The following is a 23,781-nucleotide window of genomic DNA, read 5'->3' on the forward strand; positions in this document are numbered from 1 at the left end:
GGCTACTTCCTCTCCGCGGGGGTGATGTCGTAAGTGGACGCTCGACGCCGCAGGACCTTCTCCGTGGCCAACCACGCGGTTGCGCTGAGGGCCAGCGCCGGAAGGCAGTACACGAAAGTCATATATCCCAGGGATGCCGGGCGGCTGTAGTTCTCCGCTGGGGCTGTGGCGTAGACAGTAATCACGGCTGCGGTGAAGGCCACCGCCAGCCCAGCCACGAGAAACGGGACGAGCTTAGGGGTGGTACGAACTGTCACCTGACGGCGCTGCTCGTGAGAAGACATGTCCTCCAGTCTACCGCCCCAGGGCAGCGGCAATCGCATCGGCGTAGATATCGCCACCGGGGCCGATCGGGTGTACCTGATCAGCCTGCAGATGCTGGGTGCTGCCGCTGATCCGGCCGTGCCAGTCAGCAACCACCACGTGGCCGTAGTCGGCCGCCACGCGTTGCAGCATCGCGTTATGCGAGGCGGTGAAGCTCATCGGGCCATAGAGGTTGACCAGCACTACGGTGCGCTCGCCAGCGTTGGTGATGGCCCGGCGGAGATCCGACTCGCCGCCGACCCCGTTGATCCCTGCCCCGAGGATCACCGTGCTGGCCGCGGGCACCTGCGCCACCGCCTGTGCCACCAGCTCGGGTGTGTGAATGAGTTGTCGTGATTCGGCGGCGTCGATGACCACGTCAAAACGTCGACTCATCGCCTCGGAGGAAGCCAGCATCACCGAATCCCCGACCGCCACCATCTGTGCCGAACGGGCCGGAGGATCCGCTGCCTCGGGGGCCGGCGGCTGGGTCTGTGCCGGGGGCGTGTGCGGGGCAGTGGAAGGTTCCGGTTCAGCGGCCGACGACGATGGCGCTGAGTCGGCGTCGGCCGGGGTTGAATCCTGCGGGGGTGAGCCCTGCTCAGCGGAATCCTGTTCGGGGGCCTGCGGTGCGTCCTGCCCGTCAGCCTCTCGGTCGGGGGTTTCTGCTCCGTCTGCCTCAGCCTCATCCGACACCGCCTCATCCGATGCTGCGGTGTCGTTCTGCGGTGCAGCTGCGGGCTGTTCCTCCGTGGTGTCCAGCGGATCATCGCCGAAGGACTCGGTGTAGGCCTGCCCTTGGGAGAGCGTCTGTTCCAGGGTGGTCTGCTGGGGAGCTCGGGTGTGGGCCCACACTGCGGAGCTGACCAGCAGCGCCACCACCAGACCGGCAGCAGCTGCACGCAGTGGAACCTGAGCCAGGAAGCTGAAGCCGTTTCGGCGCACCGGCACCTCCACGGACCGGTAGCTTAAGTCGGCAGCCACCACGGAAACCAGGACGGCCAGGATCCGGGCCTGGGTGTGATCCAGTCCGGCCGGTGTGCCGAAGGTGGCCACCAGCTGATCGGTGAGCACTATCAGCGGAAAATGCCAGAGGTAGAGGCCGTAGGAGCGGGTGCCGATCCACCCGGCCACACCGGAGTCGAGCAGCCGTGCTCGGTGTGCCGGTGCCGCTAAGCAGGCTCCCACCAGCAGCAGCCCGGCTACCGTGCCGCCCAGGGTCAGCAGCGGCTCACGTCCGGGAACCTCACCGAGGGGGCTGAAAGCTAATACGCCGACGGCGGCCAGGCCGGTCAAGGCCAGGATCAGGCTCAGCCCTGCCCGGCCTGCGCTGTGCAGCATCCCGGAGAACGGGGAGGCAGTGGTGGAGGCCGCACTTGCCGGCGCAGATCCTGCCGACGATGCCGACGATGCACGTGCCGGCGGGGCCGGATCCGCTGAGGCTTCAGCGGCGGCGGCGTGCCCGGAGACCTCACCAGCTGCACCCGGGGGCACCGTCGTCGTCGGTGTCCCGGTGCTGATAGCCAGTGCGCGCTGACGGAACATACGCGGGCTCATCGCCAGAGCCGCGCCCAGCAGCAGCCCGTAGAGGTGGGTGAAGGTACCCAGATACGCCGCATTGGAGTAGCCGAACCAGACCAGCGCGCCCATCAGCAGCGCGGAAAGCAGCGCTACGGCGACCAGATGGGATCGCATCCGGGAGAACGCCTGCCGGGGCAACCGGGCGCGGACGAGGAAGGCGATCAGCACCACCGGCCACAGCAGATAGAACTGCTCCTCGATGCCCAGTGACCAGAAATTATCAAAGAGCCCGGCGGTGGAGGTCTTGAAGTAGTCGAAGCTGCCTGCCAGCTGTACCCAGTTGGCAGTGAATGTGGCGATTCCTGCCAGCTGAAGACCCAGCCCGGAGAGTACGTCCCCGCCAAGCGCCGCGGCCGCTGCTGTGCAGATGGCCACCACCAGAACCATGGCCGGCAATAGGCGCCTGGCCCGACGCAGGTAGAACTGACGCAGGTTAATGCGGCCGTGGTCGCGGTATTCGCGCAACAGCAGCGAGGTGATCAGGAAACCGCTGATCACAAAAAAGACATCGACGCCGATGAATCCGCCAGGAGCCCACGAAGGGCTGATGTGGTAGACGATCACCAGCATCACGGCAAGAGCACGCAGGGCGTCCAGGCCATGGATTCGGCCCTTCTCACGCTCGGCGGCAGCTCGCTGGATGGCATGGCGGGTGCGGAGACTTCCGCGTGGGGACGGCACAGGGCGCTTGGGCTCGACCGCAGGCACCTTCTCGGTGCGTGCGGAGGGCTGATGCGTCAGCACAGCGGGCTCCTTCTGGAGGCCTCTGGGGGAAGACAGCGGGGAAGGCGGGGGAAGCAGAGACCTCTGCCACACATAGTGACAGCACCGGGAGACCATAGCCGGTCATCCGGGCCGCGTGTTGCCCAAGCGCACACCTGCGGTGCGGCGCGGGCAGCTGCCTGGCTGTGGGGGCGGTGGCACATCACAGTCCAGTGACGATCCGCGCCCCACCCTTGAATCACGCGGGGGACTACTGCCTACGATGCCTGCAATGAAGACACAGAAACGAATGCTCCTCGCCCTCACCGGGCTCAGCGCCGCGATCCTGCTGGCCGGCTGCGGCGGGGAGGATTCCGCCAATAGCCAGGACTTCAGCTCCGCAGCTGCCGAACGCGGCTATCAGTGCGCGGAGACCATGCCCATGGCCACCGGAGTGGAGACCGAGATCTCCTGCATTCACACGGAGCTGGGTGAATTGGCGCTGAGCACTTTTGAATCCCCGGAAGCCCGGGATTCCCATGCCGGTGAGCTGGAGCTCGAACATGCGGTGCCAGTGGCCGATACTTCCGCTGTTTCCGGCGAAGACCGGGCCACGGTAGAGGAGATCGCCGACACCCTGCAGTAGCAGGATCTCAGAGCACAGGTTCGGTGCCGGTGAGGCGGCGGAAAGCATCCAGGTAGCGCTCCCGGGTGGCCTGCACAATATCGGCGGGCAGAGCTGGAGGGGCGAGGTCGCCGTCGCGCTCCCAGCCGGACTCCGAGCTGGTCAGCCAGTTGCGCACGAACTGCTTATCAAAGCTTGGCTGGGCGGTGCCCGCCTGAACGTGCTGCTCCCAGCCCGCTGCCGGCCAGAACCGGGAGGAGTCCGGAGTCAGGACCTCATCAGCCAGGATCAGCGCACCGTGCTCATCCAGCCCGAACTCAAACTTAGTGTCAGCCAGAATGATGCCTGCCGCCCGAGCGGTCTCCTCCGCCAGCGCATAGACCTTCAGTGCGGCATCGCGCAGCCGCTGCGCCAGTTCGCCGCCGATGACCTCTTCCAGCCGGGAAAAGCTGATGTTCTCATCATGATCGCCCTGCTCCGCCTTGGTGGAGGGGGTGAACAGCGGTTCGGGCAGCCGGGAACCATCGCTTAGGCCCTCGGGCAGCGCAATGCCGGTGACGGTTCCGCTGGCCCGATACTCTGACAGTCCGGAGCCGGTGAGATAGCCGCGCACAATCGCTTCGGCCTCTACCATCTTCAGCTTGCGCACGATCATGGACCGGCCAGCCACCGCTTCCGGAATCGCCCCTGGGCCAACCTCAGTGGAGACCACATGATTATTGATCCCAGCGGCGGCCAACTGCTCAAACCACCACAGACTCATCTGGGTGAGGATCTTGCCCTTATCCGGGATGCCGGGGGAGAGCACGTGGTCATAGGCGCTGATCCGGTCGGTGGCCACCATGAGCAGAACGTCCTGGCCCTCCCAGCTGGAGCCGGGCGCGGGTGTGTAGATCTCGCGGACTTTGCCGGAGGCCAGATGCTGCCAGCCCTCAAGGGATGCGGTCTCCACGCTCATGCCTGCCTTTCCGGTGAGCTGACACGGATGTGTCCGGCAAGTGCCTTGGCGGCAATATCGCTGCGGTGCTGGGCACCGTCCCAGCTGATCTTCTCCACACCGGCATAGGCGCGCTCCACCGCCTCAGCAAGAGTGCCACCGGTTCCCACCACGGCCAGCACGCGGCCACCCGCGGTGACCAGGGCGCCGTCGTCGTTAGTGGAAGTCCCGGCGTGCAGCACGGCTACGCCTTCGAGTGCCTCGGCTTCTTCCACCCCGGTGACTACATCACCCTTGCGCGGAGAGTCCGGGTAGTTCTGGGTGGCAAGGACGACGTCGACGGCGTAGCCATCGCGCCATGCCAACTGCCGGCTGGCGCCGAGCTCCCCGGTGGCTGCATCTAGCAGCAGCTGTCCCAGGGGGGTCTCCAGGCGCTCCAACACCGCCTGGGTTTCGGGGTCGCCGAAGCGGACATTGAACTCCACCACGCGGACTCCGCGGGAGGTGACGGCCAGCCCGCAGTAGAGCACCCCAATAAACGGTGTGCCGCGGCGAGCCATCTCCTCCACAGTCGGCCGGGCCACCTGGTCCATCACAATGCCGGTGAAATCACGGGTCACCCCGTCGTCGCCGGTCTCGGTGTAGCCCTGCAGCCAATCCAGCGGGGTGTAGGCACCCATGCCGCCGGTATTGGGGCCCTCATCATTGTCGAAGATGCGCTTGAAGTCCTGAGCCGGGCTCAGCGGCACAAGATTCTGGCCATCGCTGAGCACGAACAGAGAAACTTCGGGGCCGTCGAGGAACTCCTCGATCACCACTGTGCCGCCGGCGGAGAAGCAGGCCTGGGCATGAGCCAGAGCGGCGTCACGGTCTGAGGTGACCACCACTCCCTTGCCGGCGGCTAAGCCGTCGTCCTTCACCACATAGGGGGCGCCGAAGCGGTCCAGCGCCGCGGCGGCGGTCTCGGCATCAGCAGCGTGGACGGCCTGAGCGGTAGGCACACCTGCGGCGGCCATCACGTCTTTGGCGAACGCCTTGGAGGCCTCCAGCTGTGCGGCGTCCTTGGACGGGCCGAACACCGGGATACCGGCGGCACGCAGAGCATCTGAGACCCCTGCTGCCAGCGGAGCCTCCGGGCCCACCACCACCAGGTCATAGGACTCGCGTTGGGCCAGCTCGGTGACTGCGGCACCGTCGGAGGCATCCACCGCGTGACAGGTGACGTCCCGGGCGATGCCGGCGTTACCGGGTGCGGCATGCACCTGGGTCACGGAGGAATCGCGCAGAAGCGCCCGGACAATTGCGTGCTCTCGGCCGCCTGGGCCGACCACAAGTACCTTCACAAGGCTTAAGCCTATCGGGCGGCGGCTGGTCTGTGGGGACGCGTCATCGCACCCCGCTTCGCGCAAACACCCCCCAGCTGCGCAAGCCTGGATTTGCGGAACTATGGTGCGATGACGCGGGCGGCGGGGCGGGGGTGCCTTAGGGGGCTGAGGTGGCTGGGCCGGCGGCGGGGCTGACGGCGCGGCTCGGGTGGCAGGGGTAGGCGGACCGGCTAGGGCGGCGGCTGGTCGGCTGGGGGGGGCTCGGCGACGGGAGCCGACGTCGACTAGCACCGGTAGCGGGCGTGGATAAGCTGGAGCGCATGAGCTCCGTGCATACCGCCTCCGCCGCTGAGTCCGCTGAACTGGCCGTGGTGACCCGCGCCGACGTCGTTGAATCCCGCCATATCGGCTCGGCTGTGTTGGTCAGCCCCGAGGGTGAAGTCATCACCTCACTGGGGGCTCCGCAGAAGCCGGTGTTTCCGCGGTCCACGCTGAAGCCCCTGCAGGCGGTGGCAGCGCTGCGTGCCGGCGCGCTCATCAGCCCCGAGGCCGTAGCCCTGGCCTGCGGATCCCACGTGGGCTCCCGCCAGCACCAAGAGCTGGCCGCGCAGGTGCTGGCCAAGGAAGGCCTGGACGAGTCCTACCTGAAATGCCCCACCGCGCTGCCGGCACGCCCCCAGGACTTAAAGGTCCACTTTGAGGCCGGCAAGGACAAAACGGCCCTGGCCTTCAACTGTTCAGGCAAACACGCCGCATTCCTGGCTGCCTGCCGCACCAGCGGTTGGCGGCTGGCCACATATGCCGAGGTCGAGCATCCACTGCAGAAGACTGTGATGGAGGTCCTGGAGGAATACTGCGGGGAGAAACCGGCAGCAGTAGGTGTTGATGGGTGCGGCGCCCCCGCCCCTGCCATCTCACTGACGGGACTGGCCCGCGGCATCGGCAAAGTCGCGGCTGCGCTGGACTACCGCAACCCGCGGGGCCGAGAGGCGGAGGTTCACGCCTTCACCGTGGCGCAGGCCATGCTGGACTACCCCTGGGCCGTCCAAGGCCGCGGCGAGGCCAACACCGTGGTGATGGAAGAACTCGGCGTGCTGGCCAAATACGGGGCCGAAGGCGTCCTGGTGGTAGCTGCACCTGATGGCACCGCGGTGGCAGTGAAAACCCTGGACGGAAGCCACCGCGCAAACTCACTGGTGGGCTTGAGCCTGCTGGCAGCCCACGGGACCATCGACGTCGAGGCCCTGGGGCCGGTGCTGAAGAAGATCACTCCGGCTATCACCGGCGGTGTCACAGATGCTGTGGTGGGTAGCCTGCGGCTGTCGGACTCCGTCACGGCAGTCCTGTAGGACACCCCATGGCACGACGCCGCATTACCGCCGAGGCAGGCATGGCTGCCGTTCACTCCTGGAACGGGGGAGCCGCTGACCGGCGCACCCTGGCCACTGCTGTGCGGTTCCTGCTGGAAGAGCTGGCCGAACGGGCACCAGGGAATTCCGTGGAAGTCCGGGTGCCCCCGCTAGGGGTGACCCAGTGCATCGAAGGGCCCACCCATACCCGCGGCACCCCGCCGAATGTGGTGGAGTTCGACGCCGAGACCTGGCTTCAGCTTGCTACCGGTCAGCTGTCCTGGGCGGACGCATCGGGGCAGGGGCGAATCTCGGCCTCCGGGATTCGTGCGGATCTCTCGGCCGTGATTCCGCTGGTCAAGGTGTAGGCGCTTCAGTTGCCCATCGTGGCGGACCACGCCGAGTGCAGCTTGGAGAAGTATCCGCCAGCGGCGATGAGCTCCTCCGGTGAACCGTCCTCCACGATGTGTCTGGCATCAACCACCAGGACCCGGTCAGCAATCGCCACTGTGGAAAGCCGGTGGGCGATGATCAGCGCGGTCCTGTTGCCCAACAGGCGTTCCAGACCCTCCTGGACCAGCGCCTCAGAGGGCAGATCCAGGGATGAGGTGGCCTCATCCAGGATCAGCACTGCCGGATCGGCCAGGAAGGCACGGGCGAAGCTGACCAGCTGCCGCTGTCCTGCAGACAGCCTGCCACCGCGCTTATTCACGTCGGTGTCATAGCCCTCCGGCAGGGCGGTGATGAACTCGTGGACGCCTACGGCCTTGGCCGCGGCGACGATCTCCTCATCTGTGGCTGTGGGGCGACCCAGGGCGATGTTGTCCCGAATGGTGCCGGAGAACAGGAAAGCCTCCTGGGTTACCATCGCCACATGCCGGTGGTGATCGGCTGTGGCCAGCTGGCGCAGGTCCACACCGTCCAGGGTCACGGTCCCGGAGCTGACGTCATAAAAGCGCGCCAACAGCTTGGCCAATGTGGTCTTGCCGGCTCCGGTGCGGCCCACCACTGCCACCGTCTGTCCGGCGGGGATATGCAGGTCCAGTTTCTTCAGCACCAACGGGCCATCCTGGTTGTACCGGAATTCAGCGTCACGGAACTCCAGCTCACCGCGTGCTTCAGCCAGGTGTGCCGGGTGCTTGGCCTCGCGCACCTTGGGCCGTTCCTCCAACAGGCCCGAGACCTTCTCAAGGGCAGCAGTGGCTGACTGCAGGGAGTTGTAGAACATCGCGATCATGTCCAGGGGCTGGAAGACACGCTTGGTGGCCAGCACCACGCCGACCAGCGCACCAACGCCCAGGTCGCCGTCGAGCACCCGGAAGCCGCCCCAGAGCAGCACTGCGGTCACACTGAGGTTGCCCACCAGCATCAGCCCCGGCTGCAGCACACCGAAGAGTCCGATGGAGCGGACCATGTCATCGCGGTAGACCTTGGCGAGCTTCTTGTACTGCCGGGTGCGGGCGCTTTCCCGGCGGAAGGCCTGCACCGCTCGGATGCCAGTCATGCTCTCCACGAAGTGCACGATCATCCGCGCGGAGGAGATGCGGGTGCGCCGGTAGGCCACCTCTGAGTTCTTCTGGTACCAGCGGCCCAGGAACGCGATCGGCACCGCAGCCGCCAACAGCACCAGCCCGGAGCGCCAGTCCATGATCCAGATGGTCACAGTGGTGAAGAACATGAACATCAGGCCCTGGACCAGGGAGTTGACCCCGCCGTCGAGAAGTTCGCGAAGCGATTCCAGATCCGAGGTCTGCCGGGAGATGACCTTCCCGGAGGTGTAGTCCTCGTGGAAATCCAGGCTCAGCTCCTGGGTCTTGCGGAAGACCTCGTCGCGGAGGGTGAACAGCATCTGCTGGGAGGCCTCCGCTGTCATGCGGGTATAGAGGAACAGCATGATGCCGGCGGTCACCGCGCAGGTGACGTAGAGGCCGCCGGGGATCCACAGTCCCTGGGTTTCCCCATCGATGACCCGCGGCAGCCCCCAGTCAATCGCCAGACTGACAATCAGCGGAGTGGCGGCCTGACAGGCCTGGGCCAGGATCACCGCAAGGGCGGTCAGCAGCAGCTTCAGGCGCACGCCCTCGGAGGTGCGTACCAGCAGCTTCCAGGAACGACGGCGAATGAACTTCCGCTCGGCCTTATTGAGGCTGACCTGTTCTTCTCCGGCAGTACCGCGCAGATGTTCGAACGGGTCGGGCTCACCGGCGGTGGAGTGGTCGGTGGTTTTGGTGGGGCTGACCAGGCGGGTGGGCTCGGGGCTCTGCTGCTGGCTCATGGCCGCACCTCCTGGTAGCTCTCGCTGGTGGGGTTCGCCTCGGCGGGGTCCAGGGCGTCCATCAGGTCCTGACCACTAGGGGCCGGGGGCCTCATCACCCGGCGGTAGAGTTCGCTGCGCTGCAGCAGCTCGTGATGGGTGCCCACATCGATGATCTGGCCTTCATGCAGCAGTGCCACTCGGTCTGCCAGCGCCACGGTGGAAGGGCGGTGGGCCACAATGAGCGTGGTGGTACCAGTGAGCACCTCGCGCAGCCGGGCGGTGACGCGCTCCTCGGTGCGGACATCCAATGCCGACAGTGGATCATCCAACAGCAGTACTGAGGGCTTGGCGGCGATCGCGCGGGCCAGGGCCAGGCGCTGGCGTTGACCGCCCGAAAGGCTCAGACCTTCTTCGCCGATGCGGGTGTCCACGCCCTCCGGAAGGTTCTCCACGAATTCGGCGTCGGCGGTGTGGAGCGCCTCGGTCAGTACATCCTCCAGCTGCTCATCTGCTGGTGCGCCGGGTCGCTGCGGGTGCTGGGCGTCGTCGTCATCACGCTGGTGTCCGGTGCCCAGAAGGACGTTGGCGCGTACTGAGGCCGAGAAGAGGGTGGGCTCCTCAAAGGCCACGGCCACCCGGGAGCGAAGATCTGCCAGGCTCAGCTGGCGCACATCAGTTCCGTCAATGCGGATGGTGCCGCCGGTGACGTCATAGAGCCGAGGGATCAGATTCAGCAGCGTTGAGGTGCCACCGCCGGTGCCGGAGACCAGCGCCATGGTCTCACCGGGTTCGATGCGCAGGCTCACACCATTGAGCAGATCGCGCTCTTCAGGCTTCTGATCGGGGTAGCGGAAGTGCACGTCGTCGAGCTCCACCAGCCCCTGCTCGGCGGCAGTGACGGGTTCTGCCGGTTCGGTGATCTCAGGTTCCACGTCGATCACATCAACGTGACGGTCAATGGCGGTCTTGGCCATAAAGACCATGCCCAGCAGCATGCCCACACCTTCAATGGGGTTCTTCAGGATCACCGCGGTGGTGAAGAAGGCGCCGAGCGCGCCCACGCTCATGTCACCCTGCGCGGTCAGGTAGAGCCCGGCGATCAGGCACGCCCCCAGTACGCCCTCGGGCAGCAGAATCATCAGCATCTGGAACCGCGCCAGGGTGTAGGCCTTCGATACCTCCAGGCCGCGCAGCTCATCTGCCTCGTCCACGAAACCCTGCCGGGCGTAGTCACCGCGGCCGAAGGCCTTCAGTACGCGGATTCCGTGCACGGACTCCTCAACCCGAGTGGCGACGTCCCCGGCTTTGTCCTGTGAGGCGCGGGAGAAGTGCACAAACTTCTGGCGGAAGCGCGGGCCGATGAGGATGATCGGGATCGCGGCACAGAGGAAAAGGAAGCCCAGCAGCGCGGACTCACGGAACATCAGGCTGAAGCCGAAGATGATGATGACAGTTGAGGTCACCAGCATCAGTGAGCCGAAGGCGAAGAACCGACGCAGCAGATTCAGGTCGGCAATGGCACGTGATTGCAGCTGACCGGCGTCCCAGGCGGAGTGAAAAGCCGCCGACTGGTGGATCAGTTTGCCGAAGAGCGTGGTGCGCATGGAGGTCTCAGCGTCTGAGGCCGGCGGGATGACGAACAGCCGCCGCAGGTACACCAGCACCGCTTCGAGGATCCCCAGCCCCAGGGTGATTGCCACCGCGGTCCAGACTACGGCGGTAGTAGCAGTGGGGTCCCCGAGATGGTCAACGAGGGAGCCGAGCACCTGGGGGATAGTCAGCGCCACGACTCCGGCGCCGATGGCAGCGAACACGCCTAAGATCCACCGCAGCTTCAGGCCTTCGAGATAGGGACCCAGGCGCTTCATGGACTGCCAAAGGGTACGACGACGCCCGCTTTCGTACCGTTCCTGTGTCCCATCCGATCGTTGCATACTGCAACAACTTTACATGCTGCGCTTCGGCTAGGGGAAGGGTCCCAAGAGAATCTCGGAAGAGTTCCTGGTGGGCCGCACGGGGTTTCCTGGGAAGAATAAGTTGACGGCCTCGTTACCATAGATCTCATGGCGTCTCGCAAGTCTCCCCTTTTTGACACGGCTACCACCGTGGGCAAAATCATGTCCTTCCTGGGTGTGAGCGCCCTGTGCGGCCTGCTCGCCGCAGGGCTTGTCTTCCCCCTGGCTGCGACCGGAGGTGCTGCGGCCACCGCTGGCAGCGACCTGTTGGAAGAAATTCCGGCTGAACTCAGTGAGGAGCCGCTGTCCACCCCTACCCGGGTGTTCGCCAGCGACGGCGAGACGCTCATCGCGACCTTCTATGAGGAGAACCGTCAGCCCGTCGACTATGACGAGATCTCCCAGTACATGAAGGACGCCATTGTGGCGATCGAGGACGAGCGCTTCTACGAACATGGCGGAGTGGACGCCCGCGGCACAGCCCGCGCTCTGGTGCATAACCTCACCCGCTCCACCCAGCAGGGTGCTTCGACCCTCACCATGCAGTACGTGAACAACGTGCTGAACAATGCCGCGATCGTGCGCGGGGAAGGCCGGGTGCTCTTCTCCGGCATCAACGACAAGACTTATGCGGACAAGCTCCGTGAGATGAAGCTGGCCGTTGCTGTAGAGCAGGAAATGACGAAGGACGAGATTCTTGAGGGCTACCTCAACATCGTCCTGCTCGGTGGACAGACCTACGGTGTGGAAGCCGCAGCGCAGTACTACTGGGGCATTCCAGCCAGTGAGTTGAACTTGCAGCAGGCCGCGACCCTGGCCGGCATGGTGCAGTCGCCGAACTACTTCAATCCGGAATACAACCCGGAGAACTCCACATGGCGCCGCAATGTGGTGCTGGACAACATGCTCTCCCTGGGATACATCACCGAAGAGGAGCACCGGGAAGCACGCGAAGCTGAGCTGGGTGTGGATCCGCATCCGCAGCCGCACGGTTGTGCGCAGGCGTCCTTCGCCAACTACTTCTGCGACTTCGTTCAGCGCCAGGTTCTGTCGAACGAAGCATTCGGTGAGGATGAGGAAGCACGCAAGACGATGCTCTACCGCGGCGGTCTGGACATTGTCACCACCTTGGACGCTGACACCCAGCGGGCCGCCGAAGACGAAGTCATGGCAACGGTGCCCCCCGGGGACGACTCCGGTGCTGTGGCCTCCATCATCTCTGTCGAGCCCAATACCGGCAATATCGTCGCCATGGCCCAGTCCACTGAATACGATCCAGATCGGAGTTTTGCGGACGGGGCCACCACGCTGAATATGAATGTCGGACCTGAATTCGGCGGTGGACCCAACGCCCTTCCGGTGGGCTCTACGCTGAAGCCCTTCGTGGCAGCTGCCTGGGTGGAGCAGGGCGGTTCTATGAATGACATTGTTGATGCCACCGGTTCTGAATTCGAACAGGGCGACTGGGTGGATGCCTCCTGTCTACCTGGCGGTGGCTTCCGCCTCGGCGTTGAAGCCGACAGCGAAGAAGGCGACATGTGGAGCGTGGAGAACGTCGGCGAGAATATGAATCGCCGTATGTCCATTGACTACGGCCTGTACAACTCCGTGAACACTGCGACTCTTGCCACGGCCTTCGATATGGACATGTGCGATATCACCGATCTGACTGACCGCCTGGATATTGTGCGCGCCAGTGACGGTGAGGGCATGAACCCTTCTCAGCCCTCCTTTACCGTGGGCGGTACCGAACTCGCGCCACTGACCCTGGCCTCGGCCTACACCGTCTTCGCCAATGATGGAGTTCAGTGCGAGGAGCGCGTCTTCCTGGAAATCACTGACTGGCAGGGGAACTCCTACCCCGTCCCGGAAGAGGACTGCAGCGAAAAGCTCGATGCGGACGTAGTGGCTCAGGTCAATGACACCCTGGTTAATATTGCCGAGCGTTCCCCGACCAACAACAGCCCCTTCCCTGCGGGCAACCCGCCTTTCCCCATGCTGGGCAAGACCGGCACCAGCGGTGAGAACTCGCACACCTGGTTCGCCGGAAGCACTAAGGGTTTGACCTCCGTGGCCCAGATCGGCCGTCTGGAGGACATCCAGTCGCTGAACGAAAGAAGAATCGGCAATCAGGGCCCGTTCGAATGGTTCTACGGCTCTTCGATGGCGCAGCCCATGTGGTACGAGTACATCGAAAAAGTCGGACGGAACTACGACACCGGAGACTTCCGGGAGTCTCCCAACTCCGAGTTCGACAATCGGCGAGAGAGCTACCCGCGCTCCGGCGCTCTGCCCGGCGGTCGTAATGGTGGCAGCTCGAATAACAGCAACAACTCCGGTAACAACGACAGCTCGGACGAGGACGACAACAACGATGACGACGACTGATCGTCGTCGTGACGGTCGCTGGTCTTCGAGAGGGGTTACCGGATTGCGGGCTGCCGCCGCGGCTGCGGCAATCACTGCAGTCACTGGCCTTGGTGCTCTGACCTACGCCAACCAAGTGGGGCTGAAAAAGTTCACCCTGCGCAGGGTCAGTGTGCCAGTGGCTGGGGTGCCCACCTCCCTGCGGATTCTGCATATCTCGGATATTCACTACGTCCCGGGGCAGCAGCAGAAGTTCCGCTGGCTTCAGGAACTGGCTGAACTTCAGCCGGACCTGGTGATCAATACCGGTGACAACCTCTCGCACCACCAGGCTGTACCTGAAGTCCTCGAAGCACTGGCTCCGCTGCGTGAATTCCCAGGGGCATTTGTACCTGGTTCCAATGATTACTACGCACCGAAGCTGAAGAACCCACTGCGCTATCTGCTGGGACCTTCCACGTTGGATCCTGAGGCGCAGGTGCTTCCCACCGACGCGCTCTTTGGAGGTTTTGAGTCCTCGGGTTGGGCCAACTTGAGCAATGCGCACGCTGCGGTACGAATCAACGGTCTGAGCCTGCACTTGAGCGGCGTTGATGACCCGCATATTGGCCGGGACGAATTCACCGGCTGGCCCGAGACCGCCTACGGATCCCAGACGCCAGATCTACGAATCGCAGTGGCCCACGCGCCAGTGCTGCGTGTGCTGGAGACCTTCGCCGATGCCCGGGCGGATCTGGTACTGGCCGGTCACACCCACGGTGGACAGGTATGCCTGCCAGGAGAGCAAGCGATCGTGACCAACTGCGATCTGCCGAGGCGCTACGCCAAAGGACTGCATTACCGTCGGGGATCCCATGGCGGGGATGTCGCCGTGCATGTCTCTGCGGGGATCGGAACCTCTGCGAAGGCCCCGATCCGGTTGAACTGCCCGCCGGAGGCCACGCTGCTGGAGATCACCCCGGCCTAAGGTTGCACCGGGTCCCTGCTGCGGGTCAACGGGATTCTGCGGCAGCGGCGAAAGAGAAGCTCCAGGCCGCGCCGTCGGGCATGTCCTCCACTGTGACCTCCAGCCCGTCCCCGTAGGGCCACAGCTCTCCGGTCAGCGGCAGCGGTGCCTCATCCGCCGGGCACGGTGCTGATTGGTGCGAGGTGCTCTGCGCGGTGCTGACAGTTACCTGCCCTTCGCCCTCGGCACCGGCACAGGAGAAGTAGAGTGTGAGCCATTCCCGCTGATAATCGGCTGGAAACTCGAACGAGAAGGCCCCGTAATCACCTTGTCCGCTGCCGGAGAAGGGTACCGAGTATCCGGCGCCCTCAAGATCCTGCTTCTGTGTATGCGTCAATGATTCGAGACTGGGCACATCGGCGGCTCCCGCAACAGCTGCGGTATCAGACTCCGCCGGGCTGCACGCGGTCACCAGAAGCGCGCAGAGGCACAACGTCGCCCCGGCCGGTGGGGCTCCAGTCAGGAGATTGCGCACTGCAGCCTCTAACTGAGCTGCTCACGCCAGGTGGCGGTGGCGTACTTCCTGCGATACCGCGCTGCACGCACAGCCAGCCAGGCACGACGCAGCAGATGTTTGTCCCCGCGGTAGTAGAGCGGGTTGCGGACTTTCTTCTCGCGGATGAGCCGGGCGACGTCGTCGCGCACAGTCGGCTCGGTGACGTACTCACGCAGGATGTACTTAGGCACCACGCTGAAGAGAACTTCCTTCTCTACAAAAGTGCACTGGCTGCTGCGATTGTTCCGGATCAGATCTTCCACCAGATAGCCGGCCAGGTTATGTCCCTGGGCGGTGGCGTACCAGCTGGAGCGGCCCTGCCGAACGTTGACCTCCAACACCTTGAATTCGTCATCGCGGGCGTCGTACTTCAGATCGAAGTTCGCCAGGCCGGTATACCCGATGGCTTCGAGGAAGCCCTTCAACTGCTGCATGACCTCTTCGTTGAAGCGCGAGAGGATGGCTGTGTAGTTACCGATGGCGCTGGCTTCATGCTCCTGCAGCATGACCTGCCCGAAGTTCACGAACTCCGCCTGGCCTTCGGAGTTCAGGTACAGCACTGAATCCCAGATGTAGGTGTCATCACCGGGGATGAAGTCCTGGATGATCAGGGTATCTCGGTACCCGCTGGCCTCGATCTTCTCAATGACGGCCACCACTTCCTCCAGTGAGTAGAGGCGGTAGACCTTCTCCTGGCCATCGAACTTATTGCGGTAGTACTGCACACCGTTGCCGGGCTTCAGAATCACCGGGTAGCGCGAAATGTCTAAGTCCACCGGCTGCCCCACATGGTGGATATGAGTCTCCGGGATGGCCAGGCCGTGCTCCTGAGCCAGCGGGTAGAACGCGTCCTTGACCTGCAGCTGATTCAGCAGCTGCAGGCTGGGGTAGTTGAAGCGGTAGCGGGTCTCCAAGGTGGAGGCGTTCTCAATGATCAGCCGGACATAGTGATCATTGGTGCCCACCAGCAGCAGCGGACGGCCGTCGTCGTGTTTCTCTGCGAACAGCTGCAGCGCACGGACGAAGACCTCGGCGTCGTCGAGGTTCTCCACCAGGGTGGTGGAGGCGATGATGGAGCTGTAATGGGTGAAGCCCATGCGGATCTTGCCCAGCAGGTGCGGCTTCACCCCATAGGCCTCATGGAAGGAGGCCGCCATGTGATAGGCGTTGAGATCCGTGCCGATGATCACGGGCACAAAATCGGCAGCAGCAGCCGCCTTCTTCAGGGTCGACACGAGAGAACCAGTTCCTCAGCTGAAGTGGGCGATCAGATCAACTTCCACCGGAGTGTCCAGTGGCAGCACAGGTACGCCCACAGCACTGCGGGCGTGCTGTCCGGCCTCACCGAAGGCCTCGCCGAGCAGTTCGGAGGCACCGTTGATCACCTTGGGCTGGCCGGTGAAGTCCGGGGTGGAGGCGACGAAGCCGCCGACCTTGGCGATGCGGGTGATCCGATCCAGATCCCCGACGGCGTGCTTCAGCGCAGCGATGAGGTTCAGTCCGCAGATCCGCGCCAGGTCATATGCCTGCTCTGGAGAGACCTCGGCTCCGACTTTGCCGGTCAGCGCGAGTTCCCCGTTGACCAGCGGAAGCTGGCCGGAGACATAGATGACATTGTCCACGACGACGGCTGGCTGGTAGGCCGCCACCGGCGGGACCACCTCGGGCACGGTAAGGCCCAGATCAGCCAGGCGCTGCTCCACTGCAGACATCGGGGACTCAGACCTGCTTGGGGCGCTTGAGGTAGGCCACTGGGGCATTGCCGTCAGGTCCGGGGAGCACGGTGACAAGCTCCCAGCCGTCGTCACCCCACTGATCGAGGATGCCCTTGGTGTTGTGGATGATGAGCGGAATGGTGGCGTATTCCCACTGTGTCATGTCAGCCATGCCTTCAGCCTAACGTAGGTCAGCGGGAGCGCTGGCGGATGCGCTGGATGTCTAGGATGACGACGGCGCGTGCTTCCAGGCGCAGCCAGCCGCGCTGAACGAACTCCGCCAGGGCCTTGTTCACCGTCTCGCGGGAGGCACCCACCAGCTGAGCCAGTTCTTCCTGGGTGAGCTCGTGGGCGACCAGGATGCCATCCGGTGCCGGACGCCCGAAACGGTCGGCCAGGTCCAGCAGCGCCTTGGCCACACGGCCGGGAACATCGGAGAAGACGAGGTCCGCCAGGGACTCGTTGGTGCGGGTCAGGCGCTTAGCCAGCGCCTGCAGCAGCTGCACAGAGACCTCAGGAGTCGAGGTGATGACGTCCTTGAGGTTGTCGTGCTTCAGGCCCGCCAGGCGGGTCTCGGAGACCGCGGTGGCAGTTGCAGTGCGCGGTGCCGGGTTGAACAGGGCCATCTCGCCGAAGATCTCACCGGGGCCGAGCACGGCCAGCAGGTTCTCACGCCCGTCGGGAGTGGAGCGCCCCAGCTTAATCTTGCCGGAGATGATGAAGTACAGCTGGTCGCCCTGGTCACCCTCATGGAAGATGGAGGAGCCCCGGGAGAGCTCAACTTCGGTGAGCTCCTTGGTCAGCGCTGTGAAGACTTCATCGTCGAGCGTGGCAAACAGAGGTGCGCGGCGCAGCACATCGAGATCCATGGGCCTGTCCATTCTTCTTGGGTAAGGCGTGATAGCGGTTGATAAGAAGTTACCAGGTAGGACACTTCCTAAGGAAACGATTTGGCCGTGTTGTCTGCTCTGGGCGTGACCTGAATATGGGATTCTTGGGGACGGACTGGCCAGCCGCGGCGGTGAGGCTTGCATGAGGAAAGAAGGAAACGGCGGATGGGCGTGACCCTGCTCGATGTAATTCTGGTGCTGGTGCTGATCGGCTTCTTGGCCGCGGGACTGGCGCGCGGGGTCTGGGCCACCATTGGTGGTGCTGCCGGTTTCCTAGTGGGCGCTACCGCGGCGTTCTTCTCCATCCCGCTGGTTGCGGGGTGGGTCCCTGATCCGTTGTGGCGGATTGTGGCTGTCATCGGCGCCGCGATCGTACTGGTGGTGGCCGGTCATGCGCTGGGCACCACCGCAGGGGCTGAGGTGCAGCGGATGTTCCGGTCACCCACTATGCGCACCCTGGGCTCATTGGTGGGCGGCGTGGTGAACCTGGTGGTCGCCGTCGTGGTGATTGCTGCGCTGAGCTTCTCGGTGCAGGCCATGGGCTTCCCCGCGGTGAATCAGCATATGAGGCAGTCGGTGGTGCTGCAGACCATTGACCGTGCTCTACCGGCACAGGTGGAAGGCTGGTTTGCCCAGGTCCGCAGCACGGTCCTGGCTTCAGACATTCCGGAGCTGGCCCAGCTGCTGGTTCCGGAGTCCCCGGAGCCGCCGAGCAACGAGGACCTCACCGCCGCGGCAACCACGGCGGCAGCATCGGTGGGGCGGATCAGCGGTGTGGCCCAACAGTGCGGGCAGTCGCAGACCGGCAGCGGCTTCGCGGTGTCGCCCACCCGAGTGGTGACCAATGCGCATGTGATCGCCGGTGTGGCCGAACCCTCAGTGGAAATGCCAGACGGGCAGGTGGTCACTGGTCGTGCGGTGTACTTCGACCCCGGTAAAGACCTGGCGCTGCTGGCGGTGGAGCCGCTGACTGCAGCGCCGGTGCCCATCGGTGGTCCCTTGGATCCCGGTGCCCGGGCCTTCGTGATGGGTTATCCGGCAGGTGGGCCCTTCCAGGCGGGCAGCGCAGTGGTCCAGGCCCGGGAAGTCTCCAGCGTGAACAATATCTATGGCAGCTCACCGAGTGAGCTGGAGATCTACCAGGTCAACGCCGATGTCCGGCAGGGCAACTCGGGCGGACCGCTGATCAACTACGACGGTCAGGCAGTCGGGGTGGTGTTCGCCCGCGCCGTGGAAGGCACCGCAGTTGGTTTCGCCGTGACCGCCGAGGCGGCAGGCGAGGTGCTGAGCAGTCCCGAGAGCTACGTGGACACCGTCTCCACCGGCCAGTGCGTGGATCGCTGAGGCCGCCTTATGAGCCCGGCGTCGCACATCTTGCGCAATGGGTGAGCCTGACAGGGCTGAAACCTGCCGAATAGCGCCGTTTCCGCCCCATACCGCAGGTTTCAGTCCTACCAAACGCCGGCGGGCGACTGCGGCAGCCCGGTCTCGGGCCTCGCGCCGGTGGCGCTGAAGCGTTGGGCTAGTCCTGCTGCTCCAGCAGGGAGATCAGATGTTCGACGGCGAATCGGTAGCCGTTGGACCCGGCGCCTGCAATGACGGCGCTGGCCAGCGGGGAGACAAAGGAGTGCTGCCGGAAGGCCTCGCGGGCATGCACGTTGCTCAAATGCACCTCGATCACCGGCAGGTCCACTGCCTTGAGCGCATCGGCAATCGCCACTGAGGTGTGGGTGTAGGCGGCGGGGTTGATGACAATGCCCTCCTGCGCTCCGCGCGCAGCCTGAATGGCATCCACCAGTTCGCCTTCGTGATTGGACTGCACGGTGTCCACGGCGAAGCCACGCTCAGCGGCGGTGCTGCGGCACAGCTCGTTGATGTCCTCTAGGGTCTCGGCACCGTAGATCTCCGGTTCGCGGGTGCCCAGCAGGTTCAGATTCGGTCCATGAACAATGAGCAGACGTCCGTTATCAGCCATTTCCACAGCGTACATAACCACATGCCGAGTGGGGGCTCCTCATCGGCGCGAGTCCCGCAGGGACTTGCGTGTTATCGGTCCGGCATTCACCTACCTTGCCTGACTCGCCGACTGCTAGTTTGAAGAAATCCGCTGTGTGACGGGCATCACATATTGACGAGGTGCCGCGCATATGCGGACTCAAAGACGAGCCGCAGTCCGGTGGGACGAGATACTAGGAGGACTCCGTACGTATGAATGAGAATGATCCGCGCAACCGGCGCGGCACCGGCGAATGGCGCCTCTCGCGCCGCACGATGCTCGGCACCGCCGCAGGCCTTACCGCGGGGGTGTTCGCCGCCAGCATGCTTCCGATGAGTCCCGCTGCTGCGACATCGGCTGTGCGCCCTGCCAGCGGCCCCAGGGAACCTGTCGTATTCGTCGTCGGGGACTCCACGGCCTCGGTCTATGAGCACGCCGCCCGCCCCCGCACGGGCTGGGGCCAGGCACTGCCGCTGCTGATGGGCAAGGGGGTCCGCACGTTCGACTACGCCTGGTCGGGGGCGTCCTCCAAGAGCTTCTATGACAACGGCAAGCTCGATGTGGTGCTGGATCTGATGCAGCCGGGCGATGTGCTGCTGATCTCATTCGGTCACAATGACTCCAAGACTGACGACCCGGAGCGAGGCACTCTTCCTGACTCCACTTTTAAGCAGTACCTGACACGGTACGTCGATGGTGCGCGTGCCCAGGGTGCATCGCCGGTGCTTGTGACACCCGTCGAGCGCCGCCGGTTCGACTCCTCGGGTCAGGCCGGAAGCACTCACGGGGAGTACCCCCGAGCGATGGCGGAGCTCGCAGTGCAGCTGCAGGTCCCGTTGGTGGACCTGACCGAAAAGTCACGGGCTCTCTGGCAGCAGCTCGGTCCGGAGGCCACCAAACAGCACTTCATGCATCTGGCCCCGGGCCAGCACCCGCAGTATCCACAAGGGGCAGAGGACAACACGCACTTCCAGGCTGCAGGGGCCCTCGCGGTCGCGCGGCTCGTTGCAGACGCGCTCGTCGATCAAGGCATAGTGCGCGGGGCGTGGTTCTCCCAGCGCGGCGCCCTGATCGATCCCCTTCACGCGGTGCACTGGCCTGCCGAACGCACCATCGACGACGCGAACATTCTCACAGTGGGCCCGGGCCGGAGCTATGCCACCGTGCAGCAGGCCGTGGACGCCGTGGCCTCGAACTCAGACCGTCGCAGCATCATCGCCATCGCCCCAGGGGAGTACCGGCAGGTCATCCATGTCCCGCGCGACAAGCAGAGGGTGACGTTCCTCGGACTGGGCTCCCACGCGGAAGAAACCGTGCTGGTCTTCAACAACGCCAATGGGACGCCGCACCCCGGGGGAGGAACCTACGGCACCACCGGGAGCGCGTCGGTTCGCGTGGATGGGCCTTACTTTGAAGCAGAGAACCTCACCTTTGCCAATGACTTCGACCCTGCCTCTCACCCGGAGATCTCAGGCACTCAGGCGGTCGCCCTGCTGCTCGCCGGAGACTATGCGGTGCTGAGGAACGTGCGATGCGTGGGGCGGCAGGACACGTTGTACGCAAACTCCCCGAGCGCCGGTGTCCAGGCGCGTCAGTACGTCACCGGCAGCCATGTCCAGGGCGATGTGGACTTCATCTTTGGGCGCGGCACCGCCGTCTTCGACCGCTGCCGGATTGAGTCTCTGGATAGGGGAGAGTCGAACAACGGCTACGTCACCGCCAGCAGCCTCGATGGTTCCCTGCCATACGGGTTCCTCTTCGATGAGTGCGAGTTCGTCTCTGAGGCAGCTAGGCGCACGGTCCATCTGGGCCGGCCGTGGCATCCTGGCGGTGACCCGTCAGCGCGACCTCAGGTGCTGGTGCGTCGTTCGTGGCTGGGCGCCCACATACAGTCCGACCCATGGACTGATATGAGCGGATTCTCGTGGCGAGAAGCCCGATTCTTCGAGCATAAGAACCGCGGCCCAGGTTCCCAGCGCTCAGGTGAGCGTCCCCAGCTTCCTCGCGAGCTGGAGGATTCCCACACGGTGGCAGCGTATCTCTCTGGAGCTGACGGCTGGGCGCCGCAGCTCGCGGGCAGCCAGGCCGACGCCTCCGCGCTGCTGAGCCCGAGTGTTCGCGCCGGCCGGGGAGGCTGACGCACCACCGCAGACGACGACGGCGCCCTCCGGCTGTGTGCGGAGAGCGCCGTCGTGGTGTGGGCTTAAGAGATGAGCTGAGGCTCTCAGTCGTGCTTGGCGCGCATATCCTCAGCGATCTGAATCATGACACTCGGATCGGCCAGCGTGGAGGCGTCGCCGACCTCATTGCCATTGGCCACATCCTTCAGCAGACGGCGCATGATCTTGCCCGAACGGGTCTTCGGCAGCTCCGGGACCACCAGGACATTGCGCGGCTTGGCGATCGGCCCGATCTCCTTGCCCACATGTGCGCGCAGCTGAAGCTCCAGCGCGTCCTTGTCATCACCTTCGTGGTTGCCGCGCAGGATCACGAATGCCACCACCGCTTCACCGGTGGTCGCGTCCTTAGCGCCGACGACGGCGGCCTCGGCCACTGCCTCGTGCGCTACCAGGGCGGATTCGATCTCGGTGGTGGAGAGTCGGTGACCGGAGACGTTCATGACGTCATCCACACGGCCCATGAGCCAGATGTCGCCGTCGTCGTCATAGCGGGCGCCGTCGCCGGCGAAATACAGGTTCCCGAAGCGGGACCAGTAGGTCTCCTTATAGCGCTCGGGGTTGCCGTAGATGCCGCGCAGCATGGCGGGCCAGGGCTCCTTGATGACCAGCAGGCCGGCCTGGCCGTTGCCCAGCGGTTCGCCCAGTTCGTCCACCACGCCGACCTCGATGCCTGGCACAGGGGTCTGTGCTGCACCGGGCTTGGTGGCGGTGACACCGGGAAGCGGGGCGATCATATGCGCGCCGGTCTCGGTCTGCCACCAGGTGTCCACAATGGGTGCCGGGTGCTCCTTGGGAGCATTGTCTGGACCGTTATTGGCGCCGATGACATCGCGGAACCAGAGCCATGCTTCGGGGTTGATGGCTTCACCCACGGTGCCCAGCACACGCAGGCTGGAGAGATCGTACTGATCCGGGATCTCCCGGCCCCACTTCATGCAGGTGCGGATCAATGTGGGCGCGGTGTAGAACTGGGTGACCTTGTACTTCTGCACCAGCTCCCAGAGCCGTCCCTTATGCGGGCTGTCCGGGGTGCCTTCGTAGACCACCTGGGTCGCACCGTTGACCAGCGGACCGTAGACGATGTAGCTGTGGCCGGTGACCCATCCGACATCGGCGGTGCACCAGTAGATGTCCTGCTCAGGCTTTAGGTCAAAGGAGTGCCGGTGCGTCACCGCGGTCTGGGTCAGGTAGCCGCCGGTGGTGTGCAGGATGCCCTTGGGCTTACCTGTGGTCCCGGAAGTGTAGAGAATGAACAGCGGATGCTCGGAATCGTGGGGCACATAGGCGTGCTCGGTGGACTGCTCGGCGACCAGCTCGTGCCACCACAGGTCGCGTCCTTCTTCGATGTCCACGCTCTCACCATTGCGCTGGACGACGACGACGTGCTCCACTGTGTGCCCGGGCTTCGCCAGGGCGCTGTCCACATTGGGCTTCAGCGGTGAAGGCTTGCCGCGGCGGTAGGAGCCATCGGCGGTCACCACGAGTTTGGCCTCAGCATCATCGACGCGGGAGCGCAGGGCGTCGGAGGAGAATCCGCCGAAGACCACCGAGTGGATCGCACCGATGCGCGCACAGGCCAGCATGGTCACAATGGCTTCGGGAATCATCGGCATGTAGATGGCCACGCGGTCACCCTTGGTGACTCCCAGGGACTCAAACGCGTTAGCCGCGCGGGCGACGTCGTCCTTCAGGTCCGCGTAGGTGATGGTGCGGGTGTCCCCGGGCTCACCTTCGAAGTGGATGGCGACGCGGTCTCCATTGCCGGCCTCCACATGGCGGTCCACCGCGTTATAGGAGGCGTTGAGTTCTCCGCCGACGAACCACTTGGCGAAGGGTGCATCGGACCAGTCGAGAGTTTCGCTGAAGTCCTTGTCCCAGGAGAGCACGCTGCGAGCCTGCTCGGCCCAGTAGCCCAGCCGGTCGGCTGCGGCGGTCTCATATTTCTCCGCGGTTGCCACGGCGTCGGCAGCAAAATCCTCGCTGGGAGGGAAGGTCTGGACGCTCTCAGAAGCGGGAGTCGTGGTCATACGTATCCTCCTTGGGTGACGTGTGTGTCAGGCATCACAATAACGCGGTGAGGCGGTACAGGCGAGATCG

Annotated in this window: 20 protein-coding genes; 7 read left to right on the forward strand and 13 right to left on the reverse strand. The window is 64.5% G+C overall.

Features of this window, described 5'->3' with window-relative positions; genetic code table 11:
- Positions 1 to 2: 2 nt before the first annotated feature.
- Together ABEA23_RS06360 and ABEA23_RS06365 are read right to left on the reverse strand one after the other, a co-directional pair.
- The gene (locus ABEA23_RS06360) at positions 3 to 284 is read right to left on the reverse strand and encodes a hypothetical protein (protein WP_345477234.1); all 282 of its coding nucleotides are present in this window, start codon (positions 282 to 284) and stop codon (positions 3 to 5) included.
- 10 nt (positions 285 to 294) lie between these two features.
- Positions 295 to 2,628 (reverse strand): acyltransferase family protein, encoded by a 2,334-nt coding sequence (locus ABEA23_RS06365; RefSeq protein WP_345477235.1) that lies wholly within the window; start codon positions 2,626 to 2,628, stop codon positions 295 to 297.
- A gap of 250 nt (positions 2,629 to 2,878) precedes the next feature.
- On the opposite strand from ABEA23_RS06365, the gene ABEA23_RS06370 reads away from it, so the two are divergent.
- Entirely contained in the window at positions 2,879 to 3,232 is a 354-nt protein-coding gene (locus ABEA23_RS06370; protein ID WP_345477236.1) for a hypothetical protein, read from the forward strand.
- Positions 3,233 to 3,239: 7 nt separating this feature from the next.
- Here the strand turns inward: ABEA23_RS06370 and ABEA23_RS06375 are convergent, their stop codons facing one another.
- Entirely contained in the window at positions 3,240 to 4,169 is a 930-nt protein-coding gene (locus ABEA23_RS06375; protein WP_345477237.1) for a phosphoribosylaminoimidazolesuccinocarboxamide synthase, read from the reverse strand.
- The gene (purD, locus tag ABEA23_RS06380; protein ID WP_345477238.1) at positions 4,166 to 5,491 is read right to left on the reverse strand and encodes a phosphoribosylamine--glycine ligase; all 1,326 of its coding nucleotides are present in this window, start codon (positions 5,489 to 5,491) and stop codon (positions 4,166 to 4,168) included. Before purD ends, ABEA23_RS06375 begins: the two co-directional genes overlap by 4 nt.
- Before the next feature lie 302 nt (positions 5,492 to 5,793).
- On the opposite strand from purD, the gene ABEA23_RS06385 reads away from it, so the two are divergent.
- Complete coding sequence (locus tag ABEA23_RS06385; protein ID WP_345477239.1) at positions 5,794 to 6,822, forward strand: asparaginase; 1,029 nt, start codon at positions 5,794 to 5,796, stop codon at positions 6,820 to 6,822.
- An 8-nt stretch (positions 6,823 to 6,830) separates the two neighbouring features.
- On the forward strand, positions 6,831 to 7,190 hold the full coding sequence (locus ABEA23_RS06390; RefSeq protein WP_345477240.1) for a sterol carrier family protein: 360 nt from the start codon (positions 6,831 to 6,833) through the stop codon (positions 7,188 to 7,190).
- Between the two features lie 5 nt (positions 7,191 to 7,195).
- Here ABEA23_RS06390 and ABEA23_RS06395 read toward each other — a convergent pair whose 3' ends face one another.
- Positions 7,196 to 9,097, reverse strand: a complete 1,902-nt coding sequence (locus ABEA23_RS06395) for an ABC transporter ATP-binding protein (protein ID WP_345477241.1) — start codon at positions 9,095 to 9,097, stop codon at positions 7,196 to 7,198.
- Positions 9,094 to 10,947: an ABC transporter ATP-binding protein gene (locus ABEA23_RS06400; RefSeq protein ID WP_345477242.1), complete on the reverse strand. Its 1,854-nt coding sequence runs from the start codon at positions 10,945 to 10,947 to the stop codon at positions 9,094 to 9,096. The genes ABEA23_RS06395 and ABEA23_RS06400 overlap by 4 nt, the downstream gene beginning before the upstream one ends.
- Positions 10,948 to 11,142: 195 nt before the next feature.
- On the opposite strand from ABEA23_RS06400, the gene ABEA23_RS06405 reads away from it, so the two are divergent.
- Together ABEA23_RS06405 and ABEA23_RS06410 are read left to right on the forward strand one after the other, a co-directional pair.
- Positions 11,143 to 13,422 (forward strand): transglycosylase domain-containing protein, encoded by a 2,280-nt coding sequence (locus tag ABEA23_RS06405; RefSeq protein WP_345477243.1) that lies wholly within the window; start codon positions 11,143 to 11,145, stop codon positions 13,420 to 13,422.
- A complete protein-coding gene (locus ABEA23_RS06410) occupies positions 13,409 to 14,368 on the forward strand; it encodes a metallophosphoesterase (protein ID WP_345477244.1) in 960 nt (319 codons plus the stop codon). Before ABEA23_RS06405 ends, ABEA23_RS06410 begins: the two co-directional genes overlap by 14 nt.
- Positions 14,369 to 14,393: 25 nt before the next feature.
- Here ABEA23_RS06410 and ABEA23_RS06415 read toward each other — a convergent pair whose 3' ends face one another.
- The 5 genes from ABEA23_RS06415 to ABEA23_RS06435 all read right to left on the reverse strand — a co-directional run bounded on the left by ABEA23_RS06415 (position 14,394) and on the right by ABEA23_RS06435 (position 17,487).
- Positions 14,394 to 14,744 (reverse strand): hypothetical protein, encoded by a 351-nt coding sequence (locus tag ABEA23_RS06415; protein ID WP_345477245.1) that lies wholly within the window; start codon positions 14,742 to 14,744, stop codon positions 14,394 to 14,396.
- Between the two features lie 146 nt (positions 14,745 to 14,890).
- Entirely contained in the window at positions 14,891 to 16,138 is a 1,248-nt protein-coding gene (locus ABEA23_RS06420) for a carboxylate--amine ligase (RefSeq protein ID WP_345477246.1), read from the reverse strand.
- A 15-nt stretch (positions 16,139 to 16,153) separates the two neighbouring features.
- Entirely contained in the window at positions 16,154 to 16,663 is a 510-nt protein-coding gene (locus tag ABEA23_RS06425; RefSeq protein WP_425577131.1) for a RidA family protein, read from the reverse strand.
- The gene (gene sp36 / locus ABEA23_RS06430; RefSeq protein WP_187118361.1) at positions 16,623 to 16,790 is read right to left on the reverse strand and encodes a Sp36 family protein; all 168 of its coding nucleotides are present in this window, start codon (positions 16,788 to 16,790) and stop codon (positions 16,623 to 16,625) included. The genes ABEA23_RS06425 and sp36 overlap by 41 nt, the downstream gene beginning before the upstream one ends.
- A 19-nt stretch (positions 16,791 to 16,809) precedes the next feature.
- Complete coding sequence (locus ABEA23_RS06435; RefSeq protein ID WP_345478633.1) at positions 16,810 to 17,487, reverse strand: Crp/Fnr family transcriptional regulator; 678 nt, start codon at positions 17,485 to 17,487, stop codon at positions 16,810 to 16,812.
- Positions 17,488 to 17,673: 186 nt separating this feature from the next.
- Here ABEA23_RS06435 and ABEA23_RS06440 point away from each other — a divergent pair, with 186 nt between their 5' ends.
- Entirely contained in the window at positions 17,674 to 18,852 is a 1,179-nt protein-coding gene (locus ABEA23_RS06440; protein WP_345477248.1) for a MarP family serine protease, read from the forward strand.
- A 178-nt stretch (positions 18,853 to 19,030) separates the two neighbouring features.
- Here ABEA23_RS06440 and aroQ read toward each other — a convergent pair whose 3' ends face one another.
- Complete coding sequence (gene aroQ / locus ABEA23_RS06445; protein WP_345477249.1) at positions 19,031 to 19,483, reverse strand: type II 3-dehydroquinate dehydratase; 453 nt, start codon at positions 19,481 to 19,483, stop codon at positions 19,031 to 19,033.
- A 233-nt stretch (positions 19,484 to 19,716) separates the two neighbouring features.
- Between aroQ and ABEA23_RS06450 the strand changes: the two genes are divergently transcribed.
- Positions 19,717 to 21,642: a pectinesterase family protein gene (locus tag ABEA23_RS06450; protein WP_345477250.1), complete on the forward strand. Its 1,926-nt coding sequence runs from the start codon at positions 19,717 to 19,719 to the stop codon at positions 21,640 to 21,642.
- 86 nt (positions 21,643 to 21,728) lie between these two features.
- Here ABEA23_RS06450 and acs read toward each other — a convergent pair whose 3' ends face one another.
- The gene (gene acs, locus ABEA23_RS06455) at positions 21,729 to 23,711 is read right to left on the reverse strand and encodes an acetate--CoA ligase (protein WP_345477251.1); all 1,983 of its coding nucleotides are present in this window, start codon (positions 23,709 to 23,711) and stop codon (positions 21,729 to 21,731) included.
- Positions 23,712 to 23,781 lie beyond the last annotated feature (70 nt).

Origin of the sequence: Nesterenkonia rhizosphaerae (assembly GCF_039544555.1) — a bacterium.
Lineage (GTDB): Bacteria > Actinomycetota > Actinomycetes > Actinomycetales > Micrococcaceae > Nesterenkonia > Nesterenkonia rhizosphaerae.